We start from the raw sequence: 19817 nt of genomic DNA, 5'->3' as shown, positions 1-19817 counted from the left end.
TTCGGGTTCCCGATGTCGTCAAAACCGAAACCCCAAACGGTCAAACCCGGTCAGTTTCCTCCTCCGACTGTCCCTTCTGCGAAAGTCGCAACGGTTTATCGATCCTGGGAGCGCAAGCCGCCAGCCTCACCAGCGCTAGCAGAAGAATTGGGGCTGAAGCCCAACTACGAACTGAGAGAACCTGACCGTTATTTGTGCGATCGCTGCCACCACCAGCTTACCATTTCCCCGGACTCCCAACCGTCGGACTTTTCGGTTTGTCACAGTTTGGGATGCGGCGGACGCTACCAAAAAGACCCCCGCACGGGACTCGCCTACTATCGAGAAATATACCGCCGGGGAGAGGTCAGGCGGATCGTCGCCGCCGAACACACCGGACTTTTGACCCGCCCAAACCGGGAACGTCTGGAACGGCGCTTTCTGGGAAATAACCGCCGCTGCGATCCCAACCTGCTTTCGGCGACCTCGACCCTGGAAATGGGGATCAATATTGGCGACCTCTCCAGTGTGTTGCTGTGTTCGGTCCCGCCGAGTCTGGCGAACTTTCAGCAGCGCATCGGGAGGGCGGGACGCCGGGACGGTAACGCCTTTGTGGGTGTGGTCGCCGCCGGAAAACCCCACGACCTGTTTTTCTACGCCGACCCGACCCGGATGTTGGACGGAAGTGTAGAAACGGCGGGATGCTATTTGAATGCTTCGGCTATTTTGGAGCGTCAACTCACGGCTTTTTGTCTTGACTGTTGGGTGAGTGCGGATGTTAATCCCCCGAATTTTTCCCCCCATTTAAGGGATATTCTCAACGTTATTCAAAACTGCGATGAAGCCCGTTTTCCTTACAACTGGCTGGATTATATTAAACGGCGCGAAGGCGAACTTTTGGAAGCGTTTTTAAGGCTGTTTGGCGGCACGATAGAACCGCGAACCGAAGAACAGTTAAAGCGGTTTATGGAGCGGGGCGAGGAGACGGAAGGGGGACTGCGCTATCGCATTCTCAACCGCTTGGAAGGGGTAAAAAACGAACAAACCCGACTCAAAAGCCAGATCCAAAATCTTTCCAAAAAAATCAAAGAATTTAAAGAGCAACCCGAAGCCCTGCAAGAGGCGGAAAAATTGGAGGAGTTGAAAAGAGAAAAAGAGGGGTTTCAAGCCCTGGTCAAGATGATAGAAGATAAAAATATTTTCAACTTTTTGACGGACGAAGGTTTGCTGCCCAATTATTCGTTTCCCGAAGCCGGAGTTACCCTCCGTTCTATTTTGTGGCGAAGACTTCAACCCGCAGAACAAAAGAATGGGAAGCGATACGAAACGTTTACGATGACCTACGAACGTTCGAGCCAGTTGGCAATTCGAGAATTGGTTCCGAGCGGGGTTTTTTATGCGGAAGGTCGGCGGGTAAAAATTGACCAAATTGACCTAAAATTATCCCAGCCGGAAGATTGGCGAATTTGCCGAAGCTGCAACTACGCAGTCCAAAATTTTGAACCGGAAGCCCATCAAAAAACTTGTCCTCGGTGCGGGGATGGGATGTGGAGCGATCGCGGTCGGGTGAGGCAGATGTTGCGCTTGCGTCAGGTGATGGCAAGCACTTCGGATAAAGAAAGTCGGTTTGGTGACGATAGCGAAGACCGCAACGTTTCCTTTTTTGAACGCCATTTGTTGGTGGATTTTGCCCCGGAATTTTGCGAAAAAACCTATGTAGTTGACGACAAAGATTTTCCGTTTGGATTTGAATAGATCTCGCGTACCAAATTCCGAGAAATTAATTTAGGGGAATCTTTAGGAACCGGAGAAACCGTAGAAATTGCAGGGCAAAAGTTTACAACCAAAGGGTTTCGCGTTTGCCGAAATTGTGGTAAAGTAATGAAGGGAAATACCTCAGCCGATCACACCGTTAGCTGTCAGTGGCGGGATAAACCAGAAAAGGCGAAAGTTCTAGAGGTTCTTTATCTTTATCGCGAATTTGAATCGGAATCGATTCGTTTGTTGATGCCCGATGAAACTTTCTCGAAGCCCCAGGGGTTGCACTCGTTTATTGCCGCCCTTCAGTTGGGATTAAAGCAAAAGTTTGGCGGCAAAATCGATCATCTCAGTACCACCGTCAGCCAGGAACCCCAACCGGGTTATTCGACGCAGCGAAAATCATTTCTCTACCTGTTTGACAGCGTACCGGGCGGAACGGGTTATCTCAGACAACTCATCCGCAACCCCCGAGAATTGCAGGATGTGTTTAAACGGGCGCTGGCAACGGTGAGGGCGTGCAGTTGCAAGGAGCGGGGGGAAGATGGCTGTTATAAGTGTTTGTTTGCCTACCGCAACAGTTTTTATCAGGATTGTACCAGCCGGAAAACGGCGGAAAATCTTTTAAGCAAGCTGCTAAAATACTGGCCGCAGTTGCAAGAAACACCGTCCGGTTTATCTACAATTCGGGTTAATAGTAATTTTGAAAGCGAATTGGAGCGGCATTTTATTGACGCCATACGCCGCTATCGGGGAAGCGTTTACAAGGGGAGTCCGCCCCTGCTTCAGCCGGAAATTTTTAACGGTAAAACCGGATATTATCTCAAAATAGGCAAGAGCGCCTGGACGGTAGAAACGCAAGTCACCCTCGGCGAGTCTGACGGGGTGAAGGTACCCTGCCGCGCGGACTTTGTTATTCGCCCCGCCTCGGGCCGGGTTTCCAGCTTGCCCGTCGTCGTGTTTACCGACGGCTGGGAATACCACCGCGATCGCATTGGGGAGGACTTCGAGCAGCGGACGGCTATTTTAAGAAGCGGCAAGTTTTGGTGTTGGTCTTTGACCTGGGACGATGTGATGAAGCAAGTTAATCCCAGTCACCGCAGCGCCGTTATCCCCCCCGACGGTTTAATTTGTCAGCTAAACGCCCAGTATCAGAAGGGTTCCCAGCAGTTTTATCAATGGATAATTGACAATTGATAATTGATAAGGAGAGGTCTTCAACCTGATTAATTAATTATCCATTATCCATTATCCATTATCCATTATTACTTATCCATTATCCATTATTACTTATCCATTATCCATTATTAATTATCAATTATTGAACAGCGGTATCAATGTTCGACGATGCAACCCCTGGAAAGTGCGGGGAGTTTTGAATGGTTGATGTACTATTTGGCGCAACCGGATTTTCAACAGTGGCAAAATTGGGCGCTGCTGCGAACCCTCGCCCAAACCGACAGCAAACCCGGCGAAAATTTAACAGAAAAACGGTTAAAAAATATCGGCGATCATTTATCCCCAGAAGCGCTCGAACGGTGGGAAGTTCCGCCCAAAGTGATCAGCGCGGAAGTTCGGGTTTCGCCCCTGTTAACGCTGTTAACCGCAGTCGATCTCGGCCGCCACCAACAGCTAAACCCGACGGGTAGCCTGGTTTTTATCAACCTTGACGATTTCAACCGTTCGGACGATAACGACTTGAAGGGGGACTGGCAGGCGGCGTTGAGGCTGCTCAATTTTTATCAGTTTTTGCCGCACGTTTATGCGCTGACGGGAACCGATATTGATGGCCGTAAAACGCCCGATTTTCCCCGGATAACGGCGGCGAATTTTTCTAACAAAGCTCGGGATTTTGGTCAAAATAATCATCAAAATAATCCACAGTGGGAAGAACTGAAAGAGTTGGTTTTAGAAGATGATCTGTTACCCGCCCTCGACCGCATGAACCGGGAGGGTTGGCCCGTTCCCGAACCGGGTTACGAACTAGAAAACGAGAAGGGGGCGGGAATTGCGATCGCGGAGTTGGCTTGGACGGATGCCAAAATTGCCGTGACACTAACCCCCGAAGATGGGGAGGCTTTTTTGAATGCGGGTTGGAAAGTTTTGCAGGTCGAAGACTTTTTATCTTCTCTGGATACTCTCGGCAAAACGTTAAAAGAATAACGGTAAAATCCCAGATGTTTTATCTCCGCTAAATCGGCACAAAAACACTAAAAAAAGGATGGCAAAAATGAGTTTACAGCATTCGACTCGGTAAAAACAACGGCAAAAATAAGCGCTTTATCTCCGCTAAATCGGCACGAAAACACTTAAAAAGGATGGCAAAAAATGAGTTTACAGCATTCGATTCGGTTGGCGATTTCCAATGATTTTTTGAACGCATACAACGAGTTGCCCCGAAAAATTAGAAATAAAGTTTCTGAACTCATAAATCGCTTTCGCTTGGGGCCGACCCGTTCGGGTTTAAATTACGAATCCATCCGCGACGGGCGGGAAAAACGTTTAAAATCGGTTCGGGTGGATCGCGATTATCGGGCGATCATTCTCAAACCCGAGTCTGGAAACGTTTATCTGTTGCTTTGGGTCGATAAACATGATGATGCCTACCAGTGGGCCAAGCGCAAAATTTGCCGGGTCAACGAAGTTTCCGGTGCTTTGCAAATCATCGACGTTGAACAGGTTGAAGAAACGACGGAAAAGCTTTCTCAGAGGAAGAATCAACAGCAAACGGGGCGCTTTGATTTTGTTGAAAATGAAGATTTAATGCGGTTGGGCGTTCCCGAAATTTTGTTACCCGCCCTCCGCCAAGTGGTGACGGATGAAGATGTCGAAGAATTGTTGCCCCATCTTCCCCGAGAGGCGAGCGATGCGGTGTTAATGTTGGCTTCTGGGTACGAATTGGCGGAGATTTTTCAACAACTCGACAAAACTCAGAAGCGGCAAAAAGTTGACCCCGAAGATTTGGAAACGGCTTTAAAAAATGAGGATACTCTCAGCCGTTTTATGGTGGTCACGGATGACAGCGAGTTAGAAGAAATGTTGGCGGCACCGTTGGAGAAATGGCGGGTTTTTCTCCATCCTAGCCAGCGAAAATTGGTCGAGCGGGACTGGAACGGACCCGTGCGGGTTCTGGGGGGAGCGGGTACGGGGAAAACGGTTGTGGCGATCCACCGCGCCAAATGGTTGGCCCAAAACCGTTTTAATAATCCCAACGATCGCATTTTATTTACCACGTTTACCCGCAATCTCGCCGTCGATATTCAAGCCAATTTGAAAACCATTTGTTCGCCGGAATTGATGGGGCGAATTTCGGTGATCAATTTGGATTCTTGGGTGACGAGGTTTTTGAAGGAAGAGGGAATAGAAACCCGGATTGTTTACGGTTCGGATACGGATGAGTTTTGGAGCCGAGCCTATTCCCTGGCACCGTCCGAATTGGGGTTGCCCATCAGCTTTTATCGGGAAGAATGGCGGGAGGTTGTTCAAAACGAGCAGTGCAAGACGTTGAGGGATTATTTATCCGCCCGACGTTTGGGGCGGGGAACCCGTTTGAGTCGAAAACAGCGCCAGCAAATTTGGATGGTTTTTGAGGAGTATCGCAATTTGTTGAGGGAGGGAGGACTTCGCGAACCCGATGATGCCATGCGGGATGCGGTTGAAATTCTTCGAGCCAAAGGAAGGGAATGTTTGCCCTACCAAGCGGTGATCGTCGATGAGGCTCAGGATATGAGCAAGGCGGCTTTTTGTTTGCTGCGGGCGATCGCCGGAGATGCCAAACCCAACGATTTATTTATTGTTGGCGATGCTCACCAGCGCGTATTTACGGGCAATGCGTTACTTTGAGTCACTGCGATATTGATATTCGGGGGCGTTCTCGCAAACTCCGCCTCAATTATCGCACCACCGACGAAACGAGAAAGTGGGCAACTGCGGTGTTGGCAAATGTGGCGATTGACGATCTCGATGGCGGCGTCGATTCTTTGCAGGATTATCGCTCTTTGATGCACGGAGATGAGCCGATTGTTAAGGGGTTTGGTACGTTTGACGAAGAACTGGTTTATTTTCAGCAATTTTTGGAAAAGATTGCGGACGGCGATCGCAATTTTTCGGGGGCGTGCATGGTGTTTAGAACCAAAGAATTTTTAGAGCAGTACGAAGCGGCTCTGAAGAATTTGAATTTTCCGGTTAAGCAAATACACCGGGATCAGCCCGATAATCCGTTGGAGCCTGGGATTCGCATGGGAACGATGCACCGGGTTAAGGGATTGCAGTTTGATTATGTTTTTATACCGGGTTTAAATTCCAACAGTTTGCCCCTGCAAAAGGGGTTAAATGACTGTGCGGATTTGGCTTCTCAAGAGCGGTTTATCAACGGGGAAAGGTGTCTGTTACACGTTGCAGCTACCCGGGCCAAAAAGCAGGTTATTGTGACTTATTACGGTCAGCCCAGTTCGCTGTTAGTCGGTGCGGGTGGGGTGGCGACGGGGGGTTAGGACTTTCCCCGTCTGACCGATCATGTCGCCCTGCGCCTGCGAGAGGAAGATTTAATTGATAACGTTATGATTATTGGCCCCAAGCCCGTTTCCAATACTTGGAGAAAGGAAATGCGGGAGGCGGGGCTATCCTGCGAGTATTTTGTTCGGCAAACCTTTGATCAAAAAGATAATTCCAGACAGTATCGCCAACTCGAATTATTTAACGAAATCTTAGAAGAAGTGCAGTATCAGCGTTGGCTTCTGGTCATAGACGAAAGCCATGAATTTAGAAATCGATACAATAAAAATCTATTTAATTACGATTTATTGGAAATTCAGAAGCGATGGAACAACTTAATGTCCCGCCATCAGGAATCAAGAAAGGTTATTGACTTGCCCGTTTTAACGGCCGCAGATATTCAGGAAATTGATCTCTCGGAAATGGCATCTCAAGTTACAATTGAGTCGGGGGAAATTGACTTAAATGCTATGGCAGATTTAGATATTTATCCTTATTACCAACATACTGCAAAACTTCAGACGAACCGAGATTATGCCGAAACCTTGCCGGATGATTTGATTAGCAGCAAGCTTCATTCCGATAAGAAGCCGTTACTTTATATGCTATTACTTCATCAAGATAAATACCGGGGTATTTTCTACGATCCCGTGACCCAAAAAGTCACCGAACCCAATACTGTTGCACTTTTAAACAAGATTGCCTGCGATGAAGATACGCCAGTTGCTCATGTTGATTTTGAACAGGTTGAAAACCTTAGTGACATTTGCCTAGATCGCTGGTGTAAGCAACATCAAGTTGTTCCTGACGAGGTTGAAAGGATTTGTTCGCTGTACCTCAAACCGGAGAATCAAAAGGATGATTTGAAGGAATTACTCTTCGATCAACAGTCAAAGTCATAGCCAATTGAGAAAGGCAATAACATGAAATACTCGTTAAAATTCCATCAAATTAAAAGAAAATAGCAAATATTTTTTCATATTAATATAAGGAATCCGCAGACCGCGATCGGCAACCAGATAAGACTCGCCCCCAACTCGATAACCGTTAGCTTGGTAGAAAGGTCGTGCGGTTAGGGAAGCGGCCACCCTGAGAATTTTGATGTTGTGAGTTTTTGCCATCCGTTCAACAGCGTTCAGTAGTTGAGTGCCAATACCTCGGCGGGCAAATTGGGGGTGAACGTAGAGAGCCGTGATGCGATCGCCCAATAAACTACACAAACCCACCCTCACACCATCGACCTCGGCCACCAAAGTGATTTCACGGCGATTGCCTCCCAAGCTGGAATAACGAATATTTCGCCCTACCAACGCTTCAATTTGTTCGGGGGTATAGTCGTGTATGCACAGCGCACGCAGAGCATCAAGTTGAATCCGCAACAGATGAATGACATCATCCGGTTGAGCGGTACGAATTGAAAGTGTTTGAGGTGATAAGTTGTCCATACCAAGGAAGTTTAAGCTCAATTAGGCGTTATGGCAGAAGTCGTGAAGTCCTAATCTTTCTTGGACGGGTTTGACACGATTGCGATTGCGCGGGGAGCGCGTTTGATCGAGCCAATCGTCCGCGCTTCGGCGCTTCGGGTGACTGATAGATCTTAATTCTAACGGTAATATCGTTGACTTCAATGTTAGTATTTCTGTGGAAACTGCGTAGTTTTGATTTTCTAAGTACCTGTGCAAAATTATTTACACATTGCTGTCTTTGCTAGTCGGGGTAGCGCATTAGCCAGAATCGTTAGGCAAAACGTCTTTCTAACAATGGTACCAAGTGCATCATCTCTGACAGTCGCACGAACGAGTGACGGAAAAAAGAAAAGCGATTTGTGGTCGATTTGTCTGCATTTTCAGCGATCGCAGAATTTCCCATCTTTCACGTTATTATGTCCTCGTCTATTGCAATTCAAATCTCATCGCCATCTTTTTGGAGGTGTGAATTCAATTCAAGTCGATTGATGCGATCGCTTCTGTTTATCGAATAGCTAAAAGCGGATTAACTGCAAGTTGCCAACCCGTCTGTCAACACAACCCACGTTTCGGCGATCGCTATCCGCCCCCAACTTATTCTCAAATTGCGATCGCTTTGCTTGGGTCTAGAATTGAAGATAGATACTCCTAAATCATTTCAATCCCATCGACACGGTTGGGATAAAAAGCGAGGTACTCTTTGATTTGTTCAACCGCCTGATAGGGGTTTTCATAAGACCAAATGGCATTTTCGGCAGTTTTACCATCGACCGTAATGCTGAAATAACTAGCATCTCCCTTGAAAGGGCAGTGGGTGGAATGTTGGGTTGGCTGTAACCGTTCCATTGCCACATCGCCGCGAGGAATGTACTGCACGGGTGGTGACATTCCTTCCCTCAGTTCCAAAGCTTCGGTTGTGTCTGCTATCGTCTGTCCGTTAAAGGTGACTTTGACTCGCTTCGGTTGAGGAGCGATTTTGATTAGATGATTTGCGCCTGGAATTTTCATTGGCTGATTAACTACAACATTTCCAAGATATCAGATTGTGGAACGCTGAGAATATTAAGCATTCAATTGGCTTGATTTAGAGTTCGATTCACCATATTCTTTAATTTCTTTTTTACCATTACTCGTCATGTTTTACTCATCATGTTATACTAAAATGTCAAAGTGTAGGACATCTTCGCGCACACCAACTTTTGTATATAGCTCTATTGCAGGGTCATCACCATAGTCGGCTTGCACAAAGATTACATAAGCTCCCCGATTAACGGCTATATTCTTCAGTTCGCCAATCAGCGACGTTGCTATACCTTGCCGACGGTGTTCGGCCGATACCGCCAAATCATAGATATAAATCTCGCTGCGCTCTTGCTCAAACTTGTGAAGTTCGTATGCGGCCAAACCACCCACCACCTCTCCATATTTTAATGCGATTAACACGATAAAATGCTCTTTGCCCAAAAGCTTACAAAGATAATCGTTTTCGGGCTGGGCTTGGCAATAAGTATCTACTTCGTTAAACGCATCACCAAAAACCCGCAGCAAGTCCCGCATGAGTTTTATGTCTTTCTCCGAAAGATGTTGAATGGTGATCTTTTCTGTGGAACTCATATTAATATATATCGCATAACTCTAGATTCTAAGGATTTATTGTATCTTCTGAAGGCACAAAGTGAGAATCCGGGTCAGAAATTCAAGTTCAGAAACCGTTCGGAAAAAAGATTAAGGAAGTTAATTCAAAATGAATTGAACTTCCTTTTTACTGCACTGTTGTTTTTCAGCAGCATAAACCCTTTATTTACTGACGGTTTTTGAATCTTTATCCGTAATCACTTCCCGAAGAACATTCCTTGATGGAGAGATGATTAACCCTCGATTTTTTGATCGGCTTAATTGTATCGTCTAAAAAATGAGGATTGCTAACAAATATTCCCCTCATTTCAACTGCATAGATTTATCGATATAATCAACTGGGGTTGGCTTTTTTGAAGTGCTTTTTTGAGAAACGACCGGAGCTTGATTGTTAACCCAATTAAAAGAATTGAGAAATTGGGCAACATTCGACGATTTGGCAAGTGAAGGAGTCGGCATTCCTACCAGGAGTACATAAAGACGGGAGTTAGTCAAAAAAACTCTTGCCTGAAGTAACGAACCCTCGGAGGTTTCTATCTCTATTTCTTGACCGACAACACCTTTTAAAGTAATCGGGCGTTGGTAAATAATTTTCGCTCCGGGGTCGTTGATGAGCAGACCTTCAGCAAAGTTATTATAGAAAATTTCGGCTTGCTCGGAAGTCACAGATTTGGCGACAAAGGAAAGCTCGTTTGTATAGGCAACCAAGTAAGAAATTCCGTTTTCATCGGAGAGAATATATCTTTGAATTTGAAATTGATATTGACCTTCGGAATTTTCCAGCGTTTCTTGTTGGGGATTTCCCGGAGGCATCAAAACGGTAAAATTAGCTTCTTTTGAAGTCATCGTTTGCCATTGTTTAGCCTGCGATGAAGAGGTAAACACGGTTTGGGCTTGCGCCGCAGATTCTACAAACGAAAACCGATGGCTGCCGAGAGATTCGAGCAAGAAGGGATTGGAGAACAATAGAGTAATTGTGGCTACTTTTAGAAATTTGGAGAAAAACATAATATAGATCCGTTGTAGAAGTAAAGTCGGAGCGAAATATCATGTGGGTTTGAACATCTGTTCGCTCACAATAACCTATTTCCCACTTTGAGGAGCTTATGCAAATTCAATGGAAATCGAAACCCAATCGGGAGTAGCCCAACCGATAAGTTACGAAAACCTGGGGGATGATTTGTCAACCTCTATACTCAATTTCAACGGGAAAGACGTTAGTTATAGATGGCAACCCGCGACCCAAACATCGGCTACGAGATGTCTCCAAAACTGATGGCGGTACAACTCAATTGCATAACCTCCCGAACATCAGAGATATATTGTTTATGAGTGGTTCTTGCGGTGAGGAAATTCCATCCATGCGTCTACCCCAACAGTGGCTATCTATTCTCAGCGTTAACAGCATCTTTCTGTTGAACTTGGGTTTCCCTTTGTTAACCCTACCCACAGTCCTTAATCGGGGAGAAGTCATCGCCCAAACAGACCCCAATGTAGAAGCAGAAAGATTATCGCAGCAGGGACTTGAACTTTTTCAACAAGGGACAGCAGAATCTCATAAACAAGCAATTGCTGTTTTGGAAAAGGCATTACAACTTTATCAGCAAGCCGGAAACTTAGAAGGACAAGCTTTAAGTTTGTTAGGACTGGGTACAATTTCTGGTGATTTGGGAGACTTTCAACAGGCACTCAATTACTACAACCAATCCCTTCCTATATGGCGACAGGTGGGGGATAAGGCGAGGGAAGCGACCACTCTCAACAATATTGGGCTTATCTACTCAGATTTGGGAGACTTTCAACAGGCACTCAATTACTACAACCAGTCCCTTCCCCTATGGCGACAGGTGGGGGATAAGGCGGGGGAAGCGGTCACTCTCAACAATATTGGCCGTGTCTACGATGTTTTAGGAGAAAAACAAACAGCACTCGACTTCTACAACCAATCCCTTCCTTTAAGGCGACAGGTGGGGGATAAAGCGGGAGAAGCGACCACCCTCAGCAATATTGGCCTTGTCTACGATGCTTTGGGAGACAAACAACAAGCACTCGATTATTACAATCAATCTCTTTCCCTATGGCGACAACTGGGGAATCTAAGGGGGGAAGGTATAGTTCTTGCTCTTATTAGAGATCTCGGAAAAAATAACTCTACAGACCCCAATGTAGAAGCAGATAGATTATTGCAGCAGGGAGTTGAACTGTTTCAACAAGGGACAGCAGAATCTTATCAACAGGCAATTGTAGCTTTAGAAAAGGCACTACAACTTTATCAGCAAGCGGGAAACTTGCAAGGACAAGCTGCTAGTTTGTCAGGACTGGGTAGAATCTACTCAGATTTGGGAGACAACCAAAAGGCTCTCGATTATTACAATCAATCTCTTTCCCTATGGCGACAACTGGGGAATCTAAGGGGGGAAGGTATAGTTCTTGCTCTTATTAGAGATCTCGGAAAAAATAACTCTACAGACCCCAATGTAGAAGCAGATAGATTATTGCAGCAGGGAGTTGAACTGTTTCAACAAGGGACAGCAGAATCTTATCAACAGGCAATTGTAGTTTGGGAAAAGGCACTACAACTTTATCGGCAAGCGGGAAACTTGGAAGGACAAGCGCTTAGTTTGTTAGGACTGGGTACAATCCATGACTCGTTAGGAGACAAACAACTTGCCCTCGAATACTACAACCAATCCCTTCCTTTATCGCGACAGGTGGGGGATAAGGCGGGGGAAGCCACCACCCTCAACAATATTGGCCTTGTCTACGATGCTTTGGGAGACAAACAGCAGGCGCTCGAATACTACAACCAATCCCTTGCCCTAGAGCGACAGGTGGGGAATAAAGCGGGCGAAGCCGCCACTCTCAACAATATTGGCGGTGTCTACTCTGCTTTGGGAAACAAACAGCAGGCACTCGACTACTATAACCAATCCCTTCCCCTAAGCCGACAGGTGGGACATATTGCAGGGGAAGCGACCACTCTCAACAATATTGGCGGTGTCTACTCTGCTTTGGGAGACAAACAAACTGCCCTCGATTTCTTCAACCAATCCCTTCCTTTATCGCGACAGGTGGGGGATAAGGCGGGGGAAGCTAACACTCTCCACAATATTGGCTTGGTCTACTCAGATTTAGGCGACAAACAAACCGCCCTCGATTACTACAACCAATCCCTTCCTCTATTCCGACAGGTGGGGAATAAGGCGGGGGAAGCTAACACTCTCAACGGTATCGGCGGTGTCTACTCTGCTTTGGGAGACAAACAGCAGGCGCTCGAATACTACAACCAATCCCTTCCTTTAAGCCGACAGGTGGGGGATAAAGCGGGGGAAGCCGCCACTCTCGGCAATATTGGCCTTGTCTACTCGGATTTGGGAAACAAACAGAAGGCGCTCGAATACTACAACCAATCCCTTGCCCTCTTGCGACAGGTGGGGGATAAGGCGGGGGAAGCGAGAACTCTCAACAATATTAGCCTTGTCTACTCGGATTTAGGAGACAAACAACAGGCACTCGATTACCTCAACCAATCTCTTCCTTTATCGCGACAGGTGGGGGATAAGGCGGGGGAAGCGAGAACTCTCTACAATATTGGCTATGTCTACTCGAATTTAGGATACAAACAACAGGCACTCGATTACCTCAACCAATCTCTTCCTTTAACGCGACAACTAGGGGATAAGGCACAGGAAGCACTCGCTCTTTTTAGTTTTGCCATCCTCAAACGTAGTCAAGGCAATCTCACCGAAGCCTTAACCGATATAGAATCAGCGATTAATATCATTGAAGAACTCCGCACCAAAATTATTAGTCAAGACCTACGAACAACCTACTTTTCTACCGTTTATGGTTATTATGAATTTTATATTGATTTATTGATGGAGTTGCACGAACAAAACCCCAATCAAGGCTATGATACCAAAGCGTTACACGCCAGCGAACGGGGTCGGGCGAGAAGTTTATTAGATATTTTGGCGGAGTCGGGGGCGGATATTAAACAAGGGGTTGACCCGCAATTGCTGGCAGAAGAACAGAGATTACTGCAACGATTGACTGCGTTAGACCAATCTCGACAACTCAATCCAGGGGAAAGAGATTTTGAGGAATTAAAGCAAGAAATTGAAGCGGTTCGGCGTGAGTTACAAGCCCTAGAAGTTGAAATTAAACGCAATAGTCCCCAATATGCCAATTTAAACTATCCCGAACCCTTAACCGCCTCGGAAATTCAACAACAAGTTCTCGATGATGAGACGGTTTTATTAGTGTATTCGTTGGGAACCGAACGCAGTTTTTTATGGTTGGTCAGTACAACGGAAGTTAAAAGTTATCAACTCCCCAAACGTGAGGAAATAGAAGCGTTAGCAACCTCTTTTTTAGAAGAAATTCAATCTCTAGCTGTGGTTCCGCCCTCGGGTGAAAAGTTGAGTCAAGTTTTATTATCTCCGGTTATTAATCAGTTGGGAAATAAACGGTTAGCGATCGTTGGGGATGGGATTTTACAAACCGTTCCGTTTGCGGCGTTACCGTTGACCTCTGCCAGTAATTCGACCTCTCCCGACCTCTCCCTAACCCTCTCCTACGAGGAGAGGGAAACGGATAATTTTTCCCTCCTTTCAGGGGGGACTGAGGGGGGTAATTCGACCTCTCCCCCAACCCCTCTCCTACAAGGCGAGGGGAGTCAGAAAACCGATAATTCTTCCCTCCTTTCAGGGGGGATTGAGGGGGGTAATTCGACCTCTCCCCCAACCCCTCTCCTAGAAGGCGAGAGGAGTCAGAAAACCGATAATTCTTCCCTCCTTTCAGGGGGGATTGAGGGGGGTCAAAATGATAATTCTTCCCGACTTTTAGGGGGGACTGAGGGGGGTAATTCGACCTCTCCCCCAACCTCTTTCTCACCCCCCTTTTTAAGGGGGGAAGGGGGGATCAAAGTAAGTCAAAATAGGAGTTACACACCGTTAATTGTTCAACATGAAATTATCACATTGCCTTCCGCTTCCAGTTTAGCAATTCTCAGAGAACAAGTTCAAGGACGAACACCCGCCCCGAAAAAAGTTGCTGTTATTGCTGACCCCGTTTTTGAAGAAAATGACCCCCGTTTTCAAATTGCATCATCAACAAAAACCGAAACAAATAATGTTAATACAATCGTATTAAGACAATCTCTAGAAAATTTTCTGGGTAAATCTTTTGGTCGTTTACAACACACTCGACAAGAAGCCGAAGCAATTTTAGCGTTAGTTCCCGATAATTTAGAACAATTATCCTTAGATTTTAATGCTAACCGTCAAACCGCAACCGACTCCAATTTAAGTCAATATCAAATCGTTCATTTTGCCACCCACGGACTCTTAAATGAAACCCAACCGGAATTATCAGGATTGGTGTTTTCTCTCTACGATGAACAAGGAACAGAAAAACCCGGATTTTTACAATTAAATGATATCTTTAACTTAACCCTTTCCGCCGATTTGGTGGTATTAAGTGCCTGTCAAACGGGAGTCGGTCGGGATATTCGGGGCGAAGGATTGGTGAGTTTAACGAGGGGATTTATGTATGCCGGTGCGGAACGAATTGTGGTGAGTTTGTGGGCGGTTGCTGATAATTCGACTTCGGAATTTATGCAAAATTATTATCGAAAAATATTAGAAACAGGTTCAAATCCCGCCACAGCGATGCGAGAAGTTCAGTTAGAAATGATTCAGTCTGATAATTATAATGCACCTTTCTTTTGGGCGCCGTTTGTGTTTCAGGGGGAATGGAATTCTCAACCTCAGTAGGTTGGGTTGGGGAACGAAACCCAACATTCAACCCAATATTAACAACTTCGTTGGCTTGAGCTATACTATTAAATAGAGGAGAATCTTGAAGTCGGAACGTGGTTGTTTTTGTCAAGACAAGATTAAGAGTTTCAGGGGTTAAACTCCAGTTAGAATAAGTTGATGATTTAAGTTTAAAAGCGTTCAATTCTTGCGGTATTGTCTGGTTAGAGGAGTTTCATCTTGAACGAAGGAGTGAAACCAATGTTGTCTGTTGGTTCGATGAGAACTTTATTAAACGGGGCTTTCGGTAGACAATAGGACTTGCAGGGGTGTTTGCAGTTTACGAAGGCTAATGACTAGACCGAGTGCAGTCCTTCATTAAATAAAACAATCATTGGCTCCAACTCCATTTAACACATTGACGACCAAACCATCAATGGAATTAACGCTTTTGAAGAAGAATTTGGTAATTATTCTTGATTTTCTTCAGAGGAAACTGCACAAAAGAAGCTTCACCCGTCAGTTGCCAGTCAAACAAATAGATGAAATGACTGGCAAATATCTTCGTAATCGTCATTGCCATCTGCGCTCCCAAGCAGGCGTGTACGCCGCCACCAAAAGGAATAAACTCATACATCCTTCCCTCATTTCGTGGAGGTAGAAAACGCTCGGGAGCAAACATCTCTGGTTGGTGAAAGTGTTCCGGCATGATATGAGCCAATCGCGGTTCGGCAATAATAGTACAGCCTTTGGCATAAAGCATTCCATCTAAAACTACGGATTTGGTAAGACGACGATTAGCTGTAGAGCTAGGAGGCAAGGTTCGCAGAGTCTCTTTGATTACCGCTTCTAAAAACACCATTTGCTTCAACTGCTCCGGTAGAAGGGTATTCAACTGACTTGGCTCACCCGTTATCTTTACCTGCTCAGACCGTAGTTGAGCCAATACCTGTGGAAACCTTCCTAACTGATAGATTAGGGAAGATACAAGCCCAGAAATTTCATAATGGGATGCCCATAACTGCAACAGACATTGGTTTTCGATGAGAGCATCACTGAAAATCCCGTCGGGGTTTTGCTGCTGAGTAGCCAGCATCATCGAGAGGAAATTGGCTTCGGGATTGATTGGTTCCTGGGATGCTCGCCGTCGCCGAATCACCGCTCGCATAAACTCCAGCAATTTGGCTCGGGCTTTCAGTCCTCTGCCGTAGGCAGTCAAAGGAGATTTCCATTTCCACAACCCATAGAAACCATCAAAATAAGTCTTGTAAAGCGATTTTAGTTCGCGAGAGTTTGATAAAGGCAATCCCTCAAAACTTTTGGGGTTAATCTCATCTAAATTAACTCCTAACAATAGAGGAACGAGTACCTGAAAACAAATTGTTTCAACTGCCGGGTAGAGCGATACTTTGACGCCATCACTCCAATTGCTCAGGCCATCTATAATGATTTGATTAATCCGAGGTATGTATCCTTCCAAAATTCGACCAGTAAGTCCGGGCTTTAAGGCACTTTTACGTTCTCTGTGTAGCTCGGGATGTTGAAACAGACTGTACTCGCCAAACATATCCATCGTCGTTTCCGGTAAGGCAATTTCGGTATATTTGGAGTCTCCGTTAAAGACCATTTGAATTGCCCCAGACGAACCAACGAAGATGGTTGTACCGCCAAAAACACTTGTATTGAAAATTGCTCCATATTTTTCTAGATTCTGGCGACAAAATCGTTCGGGATTGGCGATATAACTAAATGTGTCGTACCACCTCCCTTCCCTCGGTGGTGTAAGAATTCCTGCTGGCGTAGCTTGTCCATCGGAGACAATTGTGACTTCACCCTTCTGCTGCTCCATAATTTCACCTGACCCATCTTTGCTAACTTGAAACCTATTCATCCCTAACAGTACCAAAATTTCCCTCACTGTTACTCTGTGAGCCTCCAAAGGACAGTCTGAGTCGTATTGTTCAAACGGGGTAAGCAAGACCGGAAGATTCGAGTTGTCGGGACTGGTGTTTAGACGATTTATTGATTTGAAGGGAGTGGTATTAGTATTTTTCCCCAATCTTCATCGAATGTGCAACCTTCTTTGACTAATTCCTAGCCAATCAATATTGATTTGCAAAGTGTTTATTTAACAAATCGTGAATGAATTGATACCTATTTTCCATCCGCTTCAAGAACAAGCGTTCTGTTCCATAATTCAAAAATTTAGAATAGTTCCAAGGAATATGTTTATTTCGATAAAGAACTAAACGCATTCTGAGTTTTCTTGTTTCATTTCCGGTTCTTCGGTACTTGTTATGCTAAATTATTACCTAGATGCCAAAACAATAATGCTATGATCTTAAAATTCTCAAAATTTCTAAACCCGAATCCACAACGTTTTAATACTTTCAATCGATTGTTAATTACTTCAACAACAGCATTAGTAGTCTTTTTTTCAAACCGGACCCACAATTTCGACAAACCATTTTTTGAGAGTGCAAACAAACTTCGGAAAAAATGGTTTAGCCTTAACCATCCATTCGAGTAGCTTAAGAGTTCCCTCTCCTAAATTTTTACTACAGTCAAATCTCGTTGTAAACTCTTCTTTAAGCTCGTGCATTGCTGCCAGTAATGCTGAGGCTTTTATGAGAGTATCTAGTTTTTCTTTCTGTTCTTCTTTTAAATTCTCTTTTCTTTTCAATAAAATGTACTTACTACCTTTCAAATTAGTAAATAGTTTTTCCCTTTCTTTAGCTTTCAGAGACTCAGCACTTTTTTTTGCTCAATTCTTCCTGAATTCAATTCTTGATGTAATAGCTTCGTTACATGAAACCTATCCACAGTGATTACAGCTTGTGGGCAAAGCTTTTCTATAACGGTTTTATACATCTTATACATATCCATACTTACTCGGGAATCGAGTCATCCGCGCTTCCCCGGATTTTAAATCCGGTGAACGGATGACTTCTTCTATTTGATTTAAAATATCTTCTTCCCAAGATGTTAGATATTTTTCCAAGGTTTTAGCTTTTCTTTCTGGGATTAATCCAATTAATTTCCCTGTATCTAAATCAACTAACACTATAATAAATTTGCCTTGTCCCTTGACTAAGGTAATCTCATCTATTCCTAACCTTTTTAAGTTCTTCAAACTAATTGGAAAAATCTCTCGACTCACTTGATTAATCATTGATTCTACTCGGGAATCGAGTTGACCGCAAGCACGGGATTTTACATCCCGTGAACGGTCAACTTCTTCTTCAGTTAAGTTATGTCTCTTCGCTACATTTAGTAAGTTACTATTAATCACTTCTTCAGTAACTAATCGAGCATATCTTTTCGTGTATTTTTGTCTTTTCTTGACAAAGCTCAACTCCTCACTGAAGGGCTTTAAACAATAATCACATTTGAACTGTCGTCGATTTACTCTTAAAAATACTTCTTTTTCAGCCCAAGCCATGTCTTTAACCAAATGCCAGTGGTTTTGGTGAAGACGATTACTCACTTTTTGACAACCTGGACAGCAAGCTGTGTTTGAGCTGGCTTCTACCTCTAAAATCAGAGTTTTTTCAATCTCTTTTTTAGATTTAACTATTATTCCAGGTAGATTAAGAATTTTAGTTAGCTCTCGTTTCATACTTAGTAGTTTTACAAAACTTACTAATAGTTTAGCATAACAAGTACCGAAGAACCGATATTGTATCTTTTTTAATCAACTTAAGTGCAGAGGTGGTTTGAGATTGGTGTTCCAATTATACTCGCTCAAACCAGTATCCCACTCTTGATTTTTATGACAACATATTTGTGAAACTTACAGTCCACACTCAGTCTGCATTCTGCGCTTCAAAATCTAAATGAATGTTGTTTACATCAAAGAGTATTGTGTAAAGTTGACTCTTGGGGAATAGTCTCTCAGTCCCGATCTTAAAAACTTTTCGTCTCATCTAAATCTCTTACCGTTATTTATAAATTCTCCTCTCCAATTAACCCTAGAATAATCATTAACTCTCCTCACTTTTGAGAAGATGAAGATTGAAGCGTCAGGCGCAACCTCGAACAGTTGCAGGAGTATCTGGAGATTCAATCATTGTGGGGCGTTTTCTAGAAGATGTTGTCAAAGATTGTGGTTCAGAAAATGAACGTTTTGCCAAATTAGCTTTATATTTATTAACCGATGAAAACAATACCCGTCCTTTAAAAACCCGTTCTGAACTTAAGGAGTTTATTGACATATAATCGGATAGGTTAGATTTGATTTTAACGCTGCTAGTCAATTCGGGTTTGGTTTTAAAGATTCCTCAAAATCCCGAAGATTGCTATCAATTAGTTCACGATTACTTAGTTCACTTTATTCGCAAAGAAATGTTTGACGATTTCAACTAAGGCACCGCTTTCGGTTAAATTTTTCCGTTTGGCATAGTCCTTGAGTTTTTGGTGGTACTCCGGTGGCAGGTAGGTAACGGCTCTGATATTTTTTGTAACCATAGCACCTTGAATTGATTGGGTATGCTTTAAGTATGCTATCAAAACTTGAAGTGATTTGAGATGGTAAATTAAATCAATATTTTTTTATATAAAAAACTTTTTGTTAAAATAAAATACTCGAGGTAGTTTTGAGTGCGTCCAACTAATGAATTGAGTTATTCATAAATTTTATCAAGCTAAAAAATCGGTTAAACTCCGTAAATTTACCGGCAGTTAAAAAACTTTAAAAATCCCTAAATATACGGTGCTATTTTTGCGG

At 44.3% G+C, this 19817-nt stretch carries 18 protein-coding genes; 8 read left to right on the top strand and 10 right to left on the bottom strand.

Going from position 1 to position 19817, the window contains the following annotated elements; all coding sequences use genetic code 11:
* Window positions 1-12 precede the first annotated feature (12 nt).
* The 6 genes from ACL6C3_RS14305 (at window position 13) to ACL6C3_RS14280 (ending at window position 7133) form a co-directional block, all read left to right on the top strand.
* Window positions 13-1734 carry a helicase-related protein gene (locus ACL6C3_RS14305; protein WP_413167868.1) on the top strand — a complete coding sequence of 574 codons (1722 nt, stop codon included), beginning with the start codon at window positions 13-15 and terminating at the stop codon, window positions 1732-1734.
* Between the two features lie 126 nt (window positions 1735-1860).
* Complete coding sequence (locus ACL6C3_RS14300; RefSeq protein ID WP_413167867.1) at window positions 1861-2934, top strand: DUF1998 domain-containing protein; 1074 nt, start codon at window positions 1861-1863, stop codon at window positions 2932-2934.
* 150 nt (window positions 2935-3084) lie between these two features.
* The gene (locus ACL6C3_RS14295) at window positions 3085-3900 is read left to right on the top strand and encodes a hypothetical protein (protein ID WP_413167865.1); all 816 of its coding nucleotides are present in this window, start codon (window positions 3085-3087) and stop codon (window positions 3898-3900) included.
* 165 nt (window positions 3901-4065) lie between these two features.
* Window positions 4066-5580 carry a UvrD-helicase domain-containing protein gene (locus ACL6C3_RS14290; protein WP_413167864.1) on the top strand — a complete coding sequence of 505 codons (1515 nt, stop codon included), beginning with the start codon at window positions 4066-4068 and terminating at the stop codon, window positions 5578-5580.
* Window positions 5577-6230: a 3'-5' exonuclease gene (locus ACL6C3_RS14285; RefSeq protein ID WP_413167863.1), complete on the top strand. Its 654-nt coding sequence runs from the start codon at window positions 5577-5579 to the stop codon at window positions 6228-6230. The genes ACL6C3_RS14290 and ACL6C3_RS14285 overlap by 4 nt, the downstream gene beginning before the upstream one ends.
* A 66-nt stretch (window positions 6231-6296) precedes the next feature.
* The gene (locus ACL6C3_RS14280; RefSeq protein WP_413167861.1) at window positions 6297-7133 is read left to right on the top strand and encodes a hypothetical protein; all 837 of its coding nucleotides are present in this window, start codon (window positions 6297-6299) and stop codon (window positions 7131-7133) included.
* Window positions 7134-7166: 33 nt separating this feature from the next.
* Here ACL6C3_RS14280 and ACL6C3_RS14275 read toward each other — a convergent pair whose 3' ends face one another.
* The 4 genes from ACL6C3_RS14275 to ACL6C3_RS14260 form a co-directional block, all read right to left on the bottom strand.
* Window positions 7167-7676, bottom strand: coding sequence for a GNAT family N-acetyltransferase (locus ACL6C3_RS14275; RefSeq protein ID WP_413167860.1), 510 nt, complete (start codon window positions 7674-7676; stop codon window positions 7167-7169).
* 669 nt (window positions 7677-8345) lie between these two features.
* Window positions 8346-8705 carry a DUF427 domain-containing protein gene (locus ACL6C3_RS14270; protein ID WP_413167859.1) on the bottom strand — a complete coding sequence of 120 codons (360 nt, stop codon included), beginning with the start codon at window positions 8703-8705 and terminating at the stop codon, window positions 8346-8348.
* Window positions 8706-8849: 144 nt separating this feature from the next.
* Entirely contained in the window at window positions 8850-9311 is a 462-nt protein-coding gene (locus tag ACL6C3_RS14265) for an AAC(3)-I family aminoglycoside N-acetyltransferase (protein WP_413167858.1), read from the bottom strand.
* 324 nt (window positions 9312-9635) lie between these two features.
* On the bottom strand, window positions 9636-10340 hold the full coding sequence (locus ACL6C3_RS14260) for a hypothetical protein (RefSeq protein WP_413167857.1): 705 nt from the start codon (window positions 10338-10340) through the stop codon (window positions 9636-9638).
* A gap of 320 nt (window positions 10341-10660) precedes the next feature.
* Here ACL6C3_RS14260 and ACL6C3_RS14255 point away from each other — a divergent pair, with 320 nt between their 5' ends.
* Window positions 10661-15109, top strand: coding sequence for a CHAT domain-containing protein (locus ACL6C3_RS14255; protein WP_413167856.1), 4449 nt, complete (start codon window positions 10661-10663; stop codon window positions 15107-15109).
* A gap of 424 nt (window positions 15110-15533) precedes the next feature.
* Here the strand turns inward: ACL6C3_RS14255 and ACL6C3_RS14250 are convergent, their stop codons facing one another.
* The 5 genes from ACL6C3_RS14250 to ACL6C3_RS14230 all read right to left on the bottom strand — a co-directional run bounded on the left by ACL6C3_RS14250 (window position 15534) and on the right by ACL6C3_RS14230 (window position 18710).
* On the bottom strand, window positions 15534-16940 hold the full coding sequence (locus ACL6C3_RS14250; protein ID WP_413167854.1) for a cytochrome P450: 1407 nt from the start codon (window positions 16938-16940) through the stop codon (window positions 15534-15536).
* A 446-nt stretch (window positions 16941-17386) separates the two neighbouring features.
* Window positions 17387-17545 (bottom strand): transposase, encoded by a 159-nt coding sequence (locus ACL6C3_RS14245; RefSeq protein WP_413168328.1) that lies wholly within the window; start codon window positions 17543-17545, stop codon window positions 17387-17389.
* Window positions 17529-17798, bottom strand: coding sequence for a transposase (locus ACL6C3_RS14240; protein ID WP_413167853.1), 270 nt, complete (start codon window positions 17796-17798; stop codon window positions 17529-17531). The genes ACL6C3_RS14245 and ACL6C3_RS14240 overlap by 17 nt, the downstream gene beginning before the upstream one ends.
* 32 nt (window positions 17799-17830) lie before the next feature.
* Window positions 17831-17962 (bottom strand): transposase, encoded by a 132-nt coding sequence (locus ACL6C3_RS14235; protein WP_413167852.1) that lies wholly within the window; start codon window positions 17960-17962, stop codon window positions 17831-17833.
* A gap of 1 nt (window position 17963) precedes the next feature.
* The gene (locus tag ACL6C3_RS14230) at window positions 17964-18710 is read right to left on the bottom strand and encodes a transposase family protein (RefSeq protein ID WP_413167851.1); all 747 of its coding nucleotides are present in this window, start codon (window positions 18708-18710) and stop codon (window positions 17964-17966) included.
* Window positions 18711-19162: 452 nt separating this feature from the next.
* Between ACL6C3_RS14230 and ACL6C3_RS14225 the strand changes: the two genes are divergently transcribed.
* Window positions 19163-19309, top strand: a complete 147-nt coding sequence (locus ACL6C3_RS14225) for a hypothetical protein (RefSeq protein ID WP_413167850.1) — start codon at window positions 19163-19165, stop codon at window positions 19307-19309.
* 102 nt (window positions 19310-19411) lie between these two features.
* Here ACL6C3_RS14225 and ACL6C3_RS14220 read toward each other — a convergent pair whose 3' ends face one another.
* Window positions 19412-19558, bottom strand: a complete 147-nt coding sequence (locus tag ACL6C3_RS14220) for a hypothetical protein (RefSeq protein WP_413167849.1) — start codon at window positions 19556-19558, stop codon at window positions 19412-19414.
* Between the last annotated feature and the right edge of the window lie 259 nt (window positions 19559-19817).

The organism is Capilliphycus salinus ALCB114379 (assembly GCF_047276495.1).
GTDB lineage: Bacteria > Cyanobacteriota > Cyanobacteriia > Cyanobacteriales > Microcoleaceae > Capilliphycus > Capilliphycus salinus.
The sequence above is the reverse complement of the archived record's forward strand: the minus strand, read 5'-3'. Positions and strand labels throughout refer to the sequence as shown.

Coding starts and splice junctions, on each gene's coding strand:
- ACL6C3_RS14305 (WP_413167868.1), top strand. CDS start 13: ATGTCGTCAAAACCGAAACCCCAAACGGTCAAACCCGGTCAGTTTCCT.
- ACL6C3_RS14300 (WP_413167867.1), top strand. CDS start 1,861: ATGAAGGGAAATACCTCAGCCGATCACACCGTTAGCTGTCAGTGGCGG.
- ACL6C3_RS14295 (WP_413167865.1), top strand. CDS start 3,085: ATGCAACCCCTGGAAAGTGCGGGGAGTTTTGAATGGTTGATGTACTAT.
- ACL6C3_RS14290 (WP_413167864.1), top strand. CDS start 4,066: ATGAGTTTACAGCATTCGATTCGGTTGGCGATTTCCAATGATTTTTTG.
- ACL6C3_RS14280 (WP_413167861.1), top strand. CDS start 6,297: ATGATTATTGGCCCCAAGCCCGTTTCCAATACTTGGAGAAAGGAAATG.
- ACL6C3_RS14275 (WP_413167860.1), bottom strand. CDS start 7,676: ATGGACAACTTATCACCTCAAACACTTTCAATTCGTACCGCTCAACCG.
- ACL6C3_RS14270 (WP_413167859.1), bottom strand. CDS start 8,705: ATGAAAATTCCAGGCGCAAATCATCTAATCAAAATCGCTCCTCAACCG.
- ACL6C3_RS14265 (WP_413167858.1), bottom strand. CDS start 9,311: ATGAGTTCCACAGAAAAGATCACCATTCAACATCTTTCGGAGAAAGAC.
- ACL6C3_RS14260 (WP_413167857.1), bottom strand. CDS start 10,340: ATGTTTTTCTCCAAATTTCTAAAAGTAGCCACAATTACTCTATTGTTC.
- ACL6C3_RS14255 (WP_413167856.1), top strand. CDS start 10,661: ATGAGTGGTTCTTGCGGTGAGGAAATTCCATCCATGCGTCTACCCCAA.
- ACL6C3_RS14250 (WP_413167854.1), bottom strand. CDS start 16,940: ATGGAGCAGCAGAAGGGTGAAGTCACAATTGTCTCCGATGGACAAGCT.
- ACL6C3_RS14235 (WP_413167852.1), bottom strand. CDS start 17,962: ATGTATAAAACCGTTATAGAAAAGCTTTGCCCACAAGCTGTAATCACT.
- ACL6C3_RS14230 (WP_413167851.1), bottom strand. CDS start 18,710: ATGAAACGAGAGCTAACTAAAATTCTTAATCTACCTGGAATAATAGTT.
- ACL6C3_RS14220 (WP_413167849.1), bottom strand. CDS start 19,558: ATGGTTACAAAAAATATCAGAGCCGTTACCTACCTGCCACCGGAGTAC.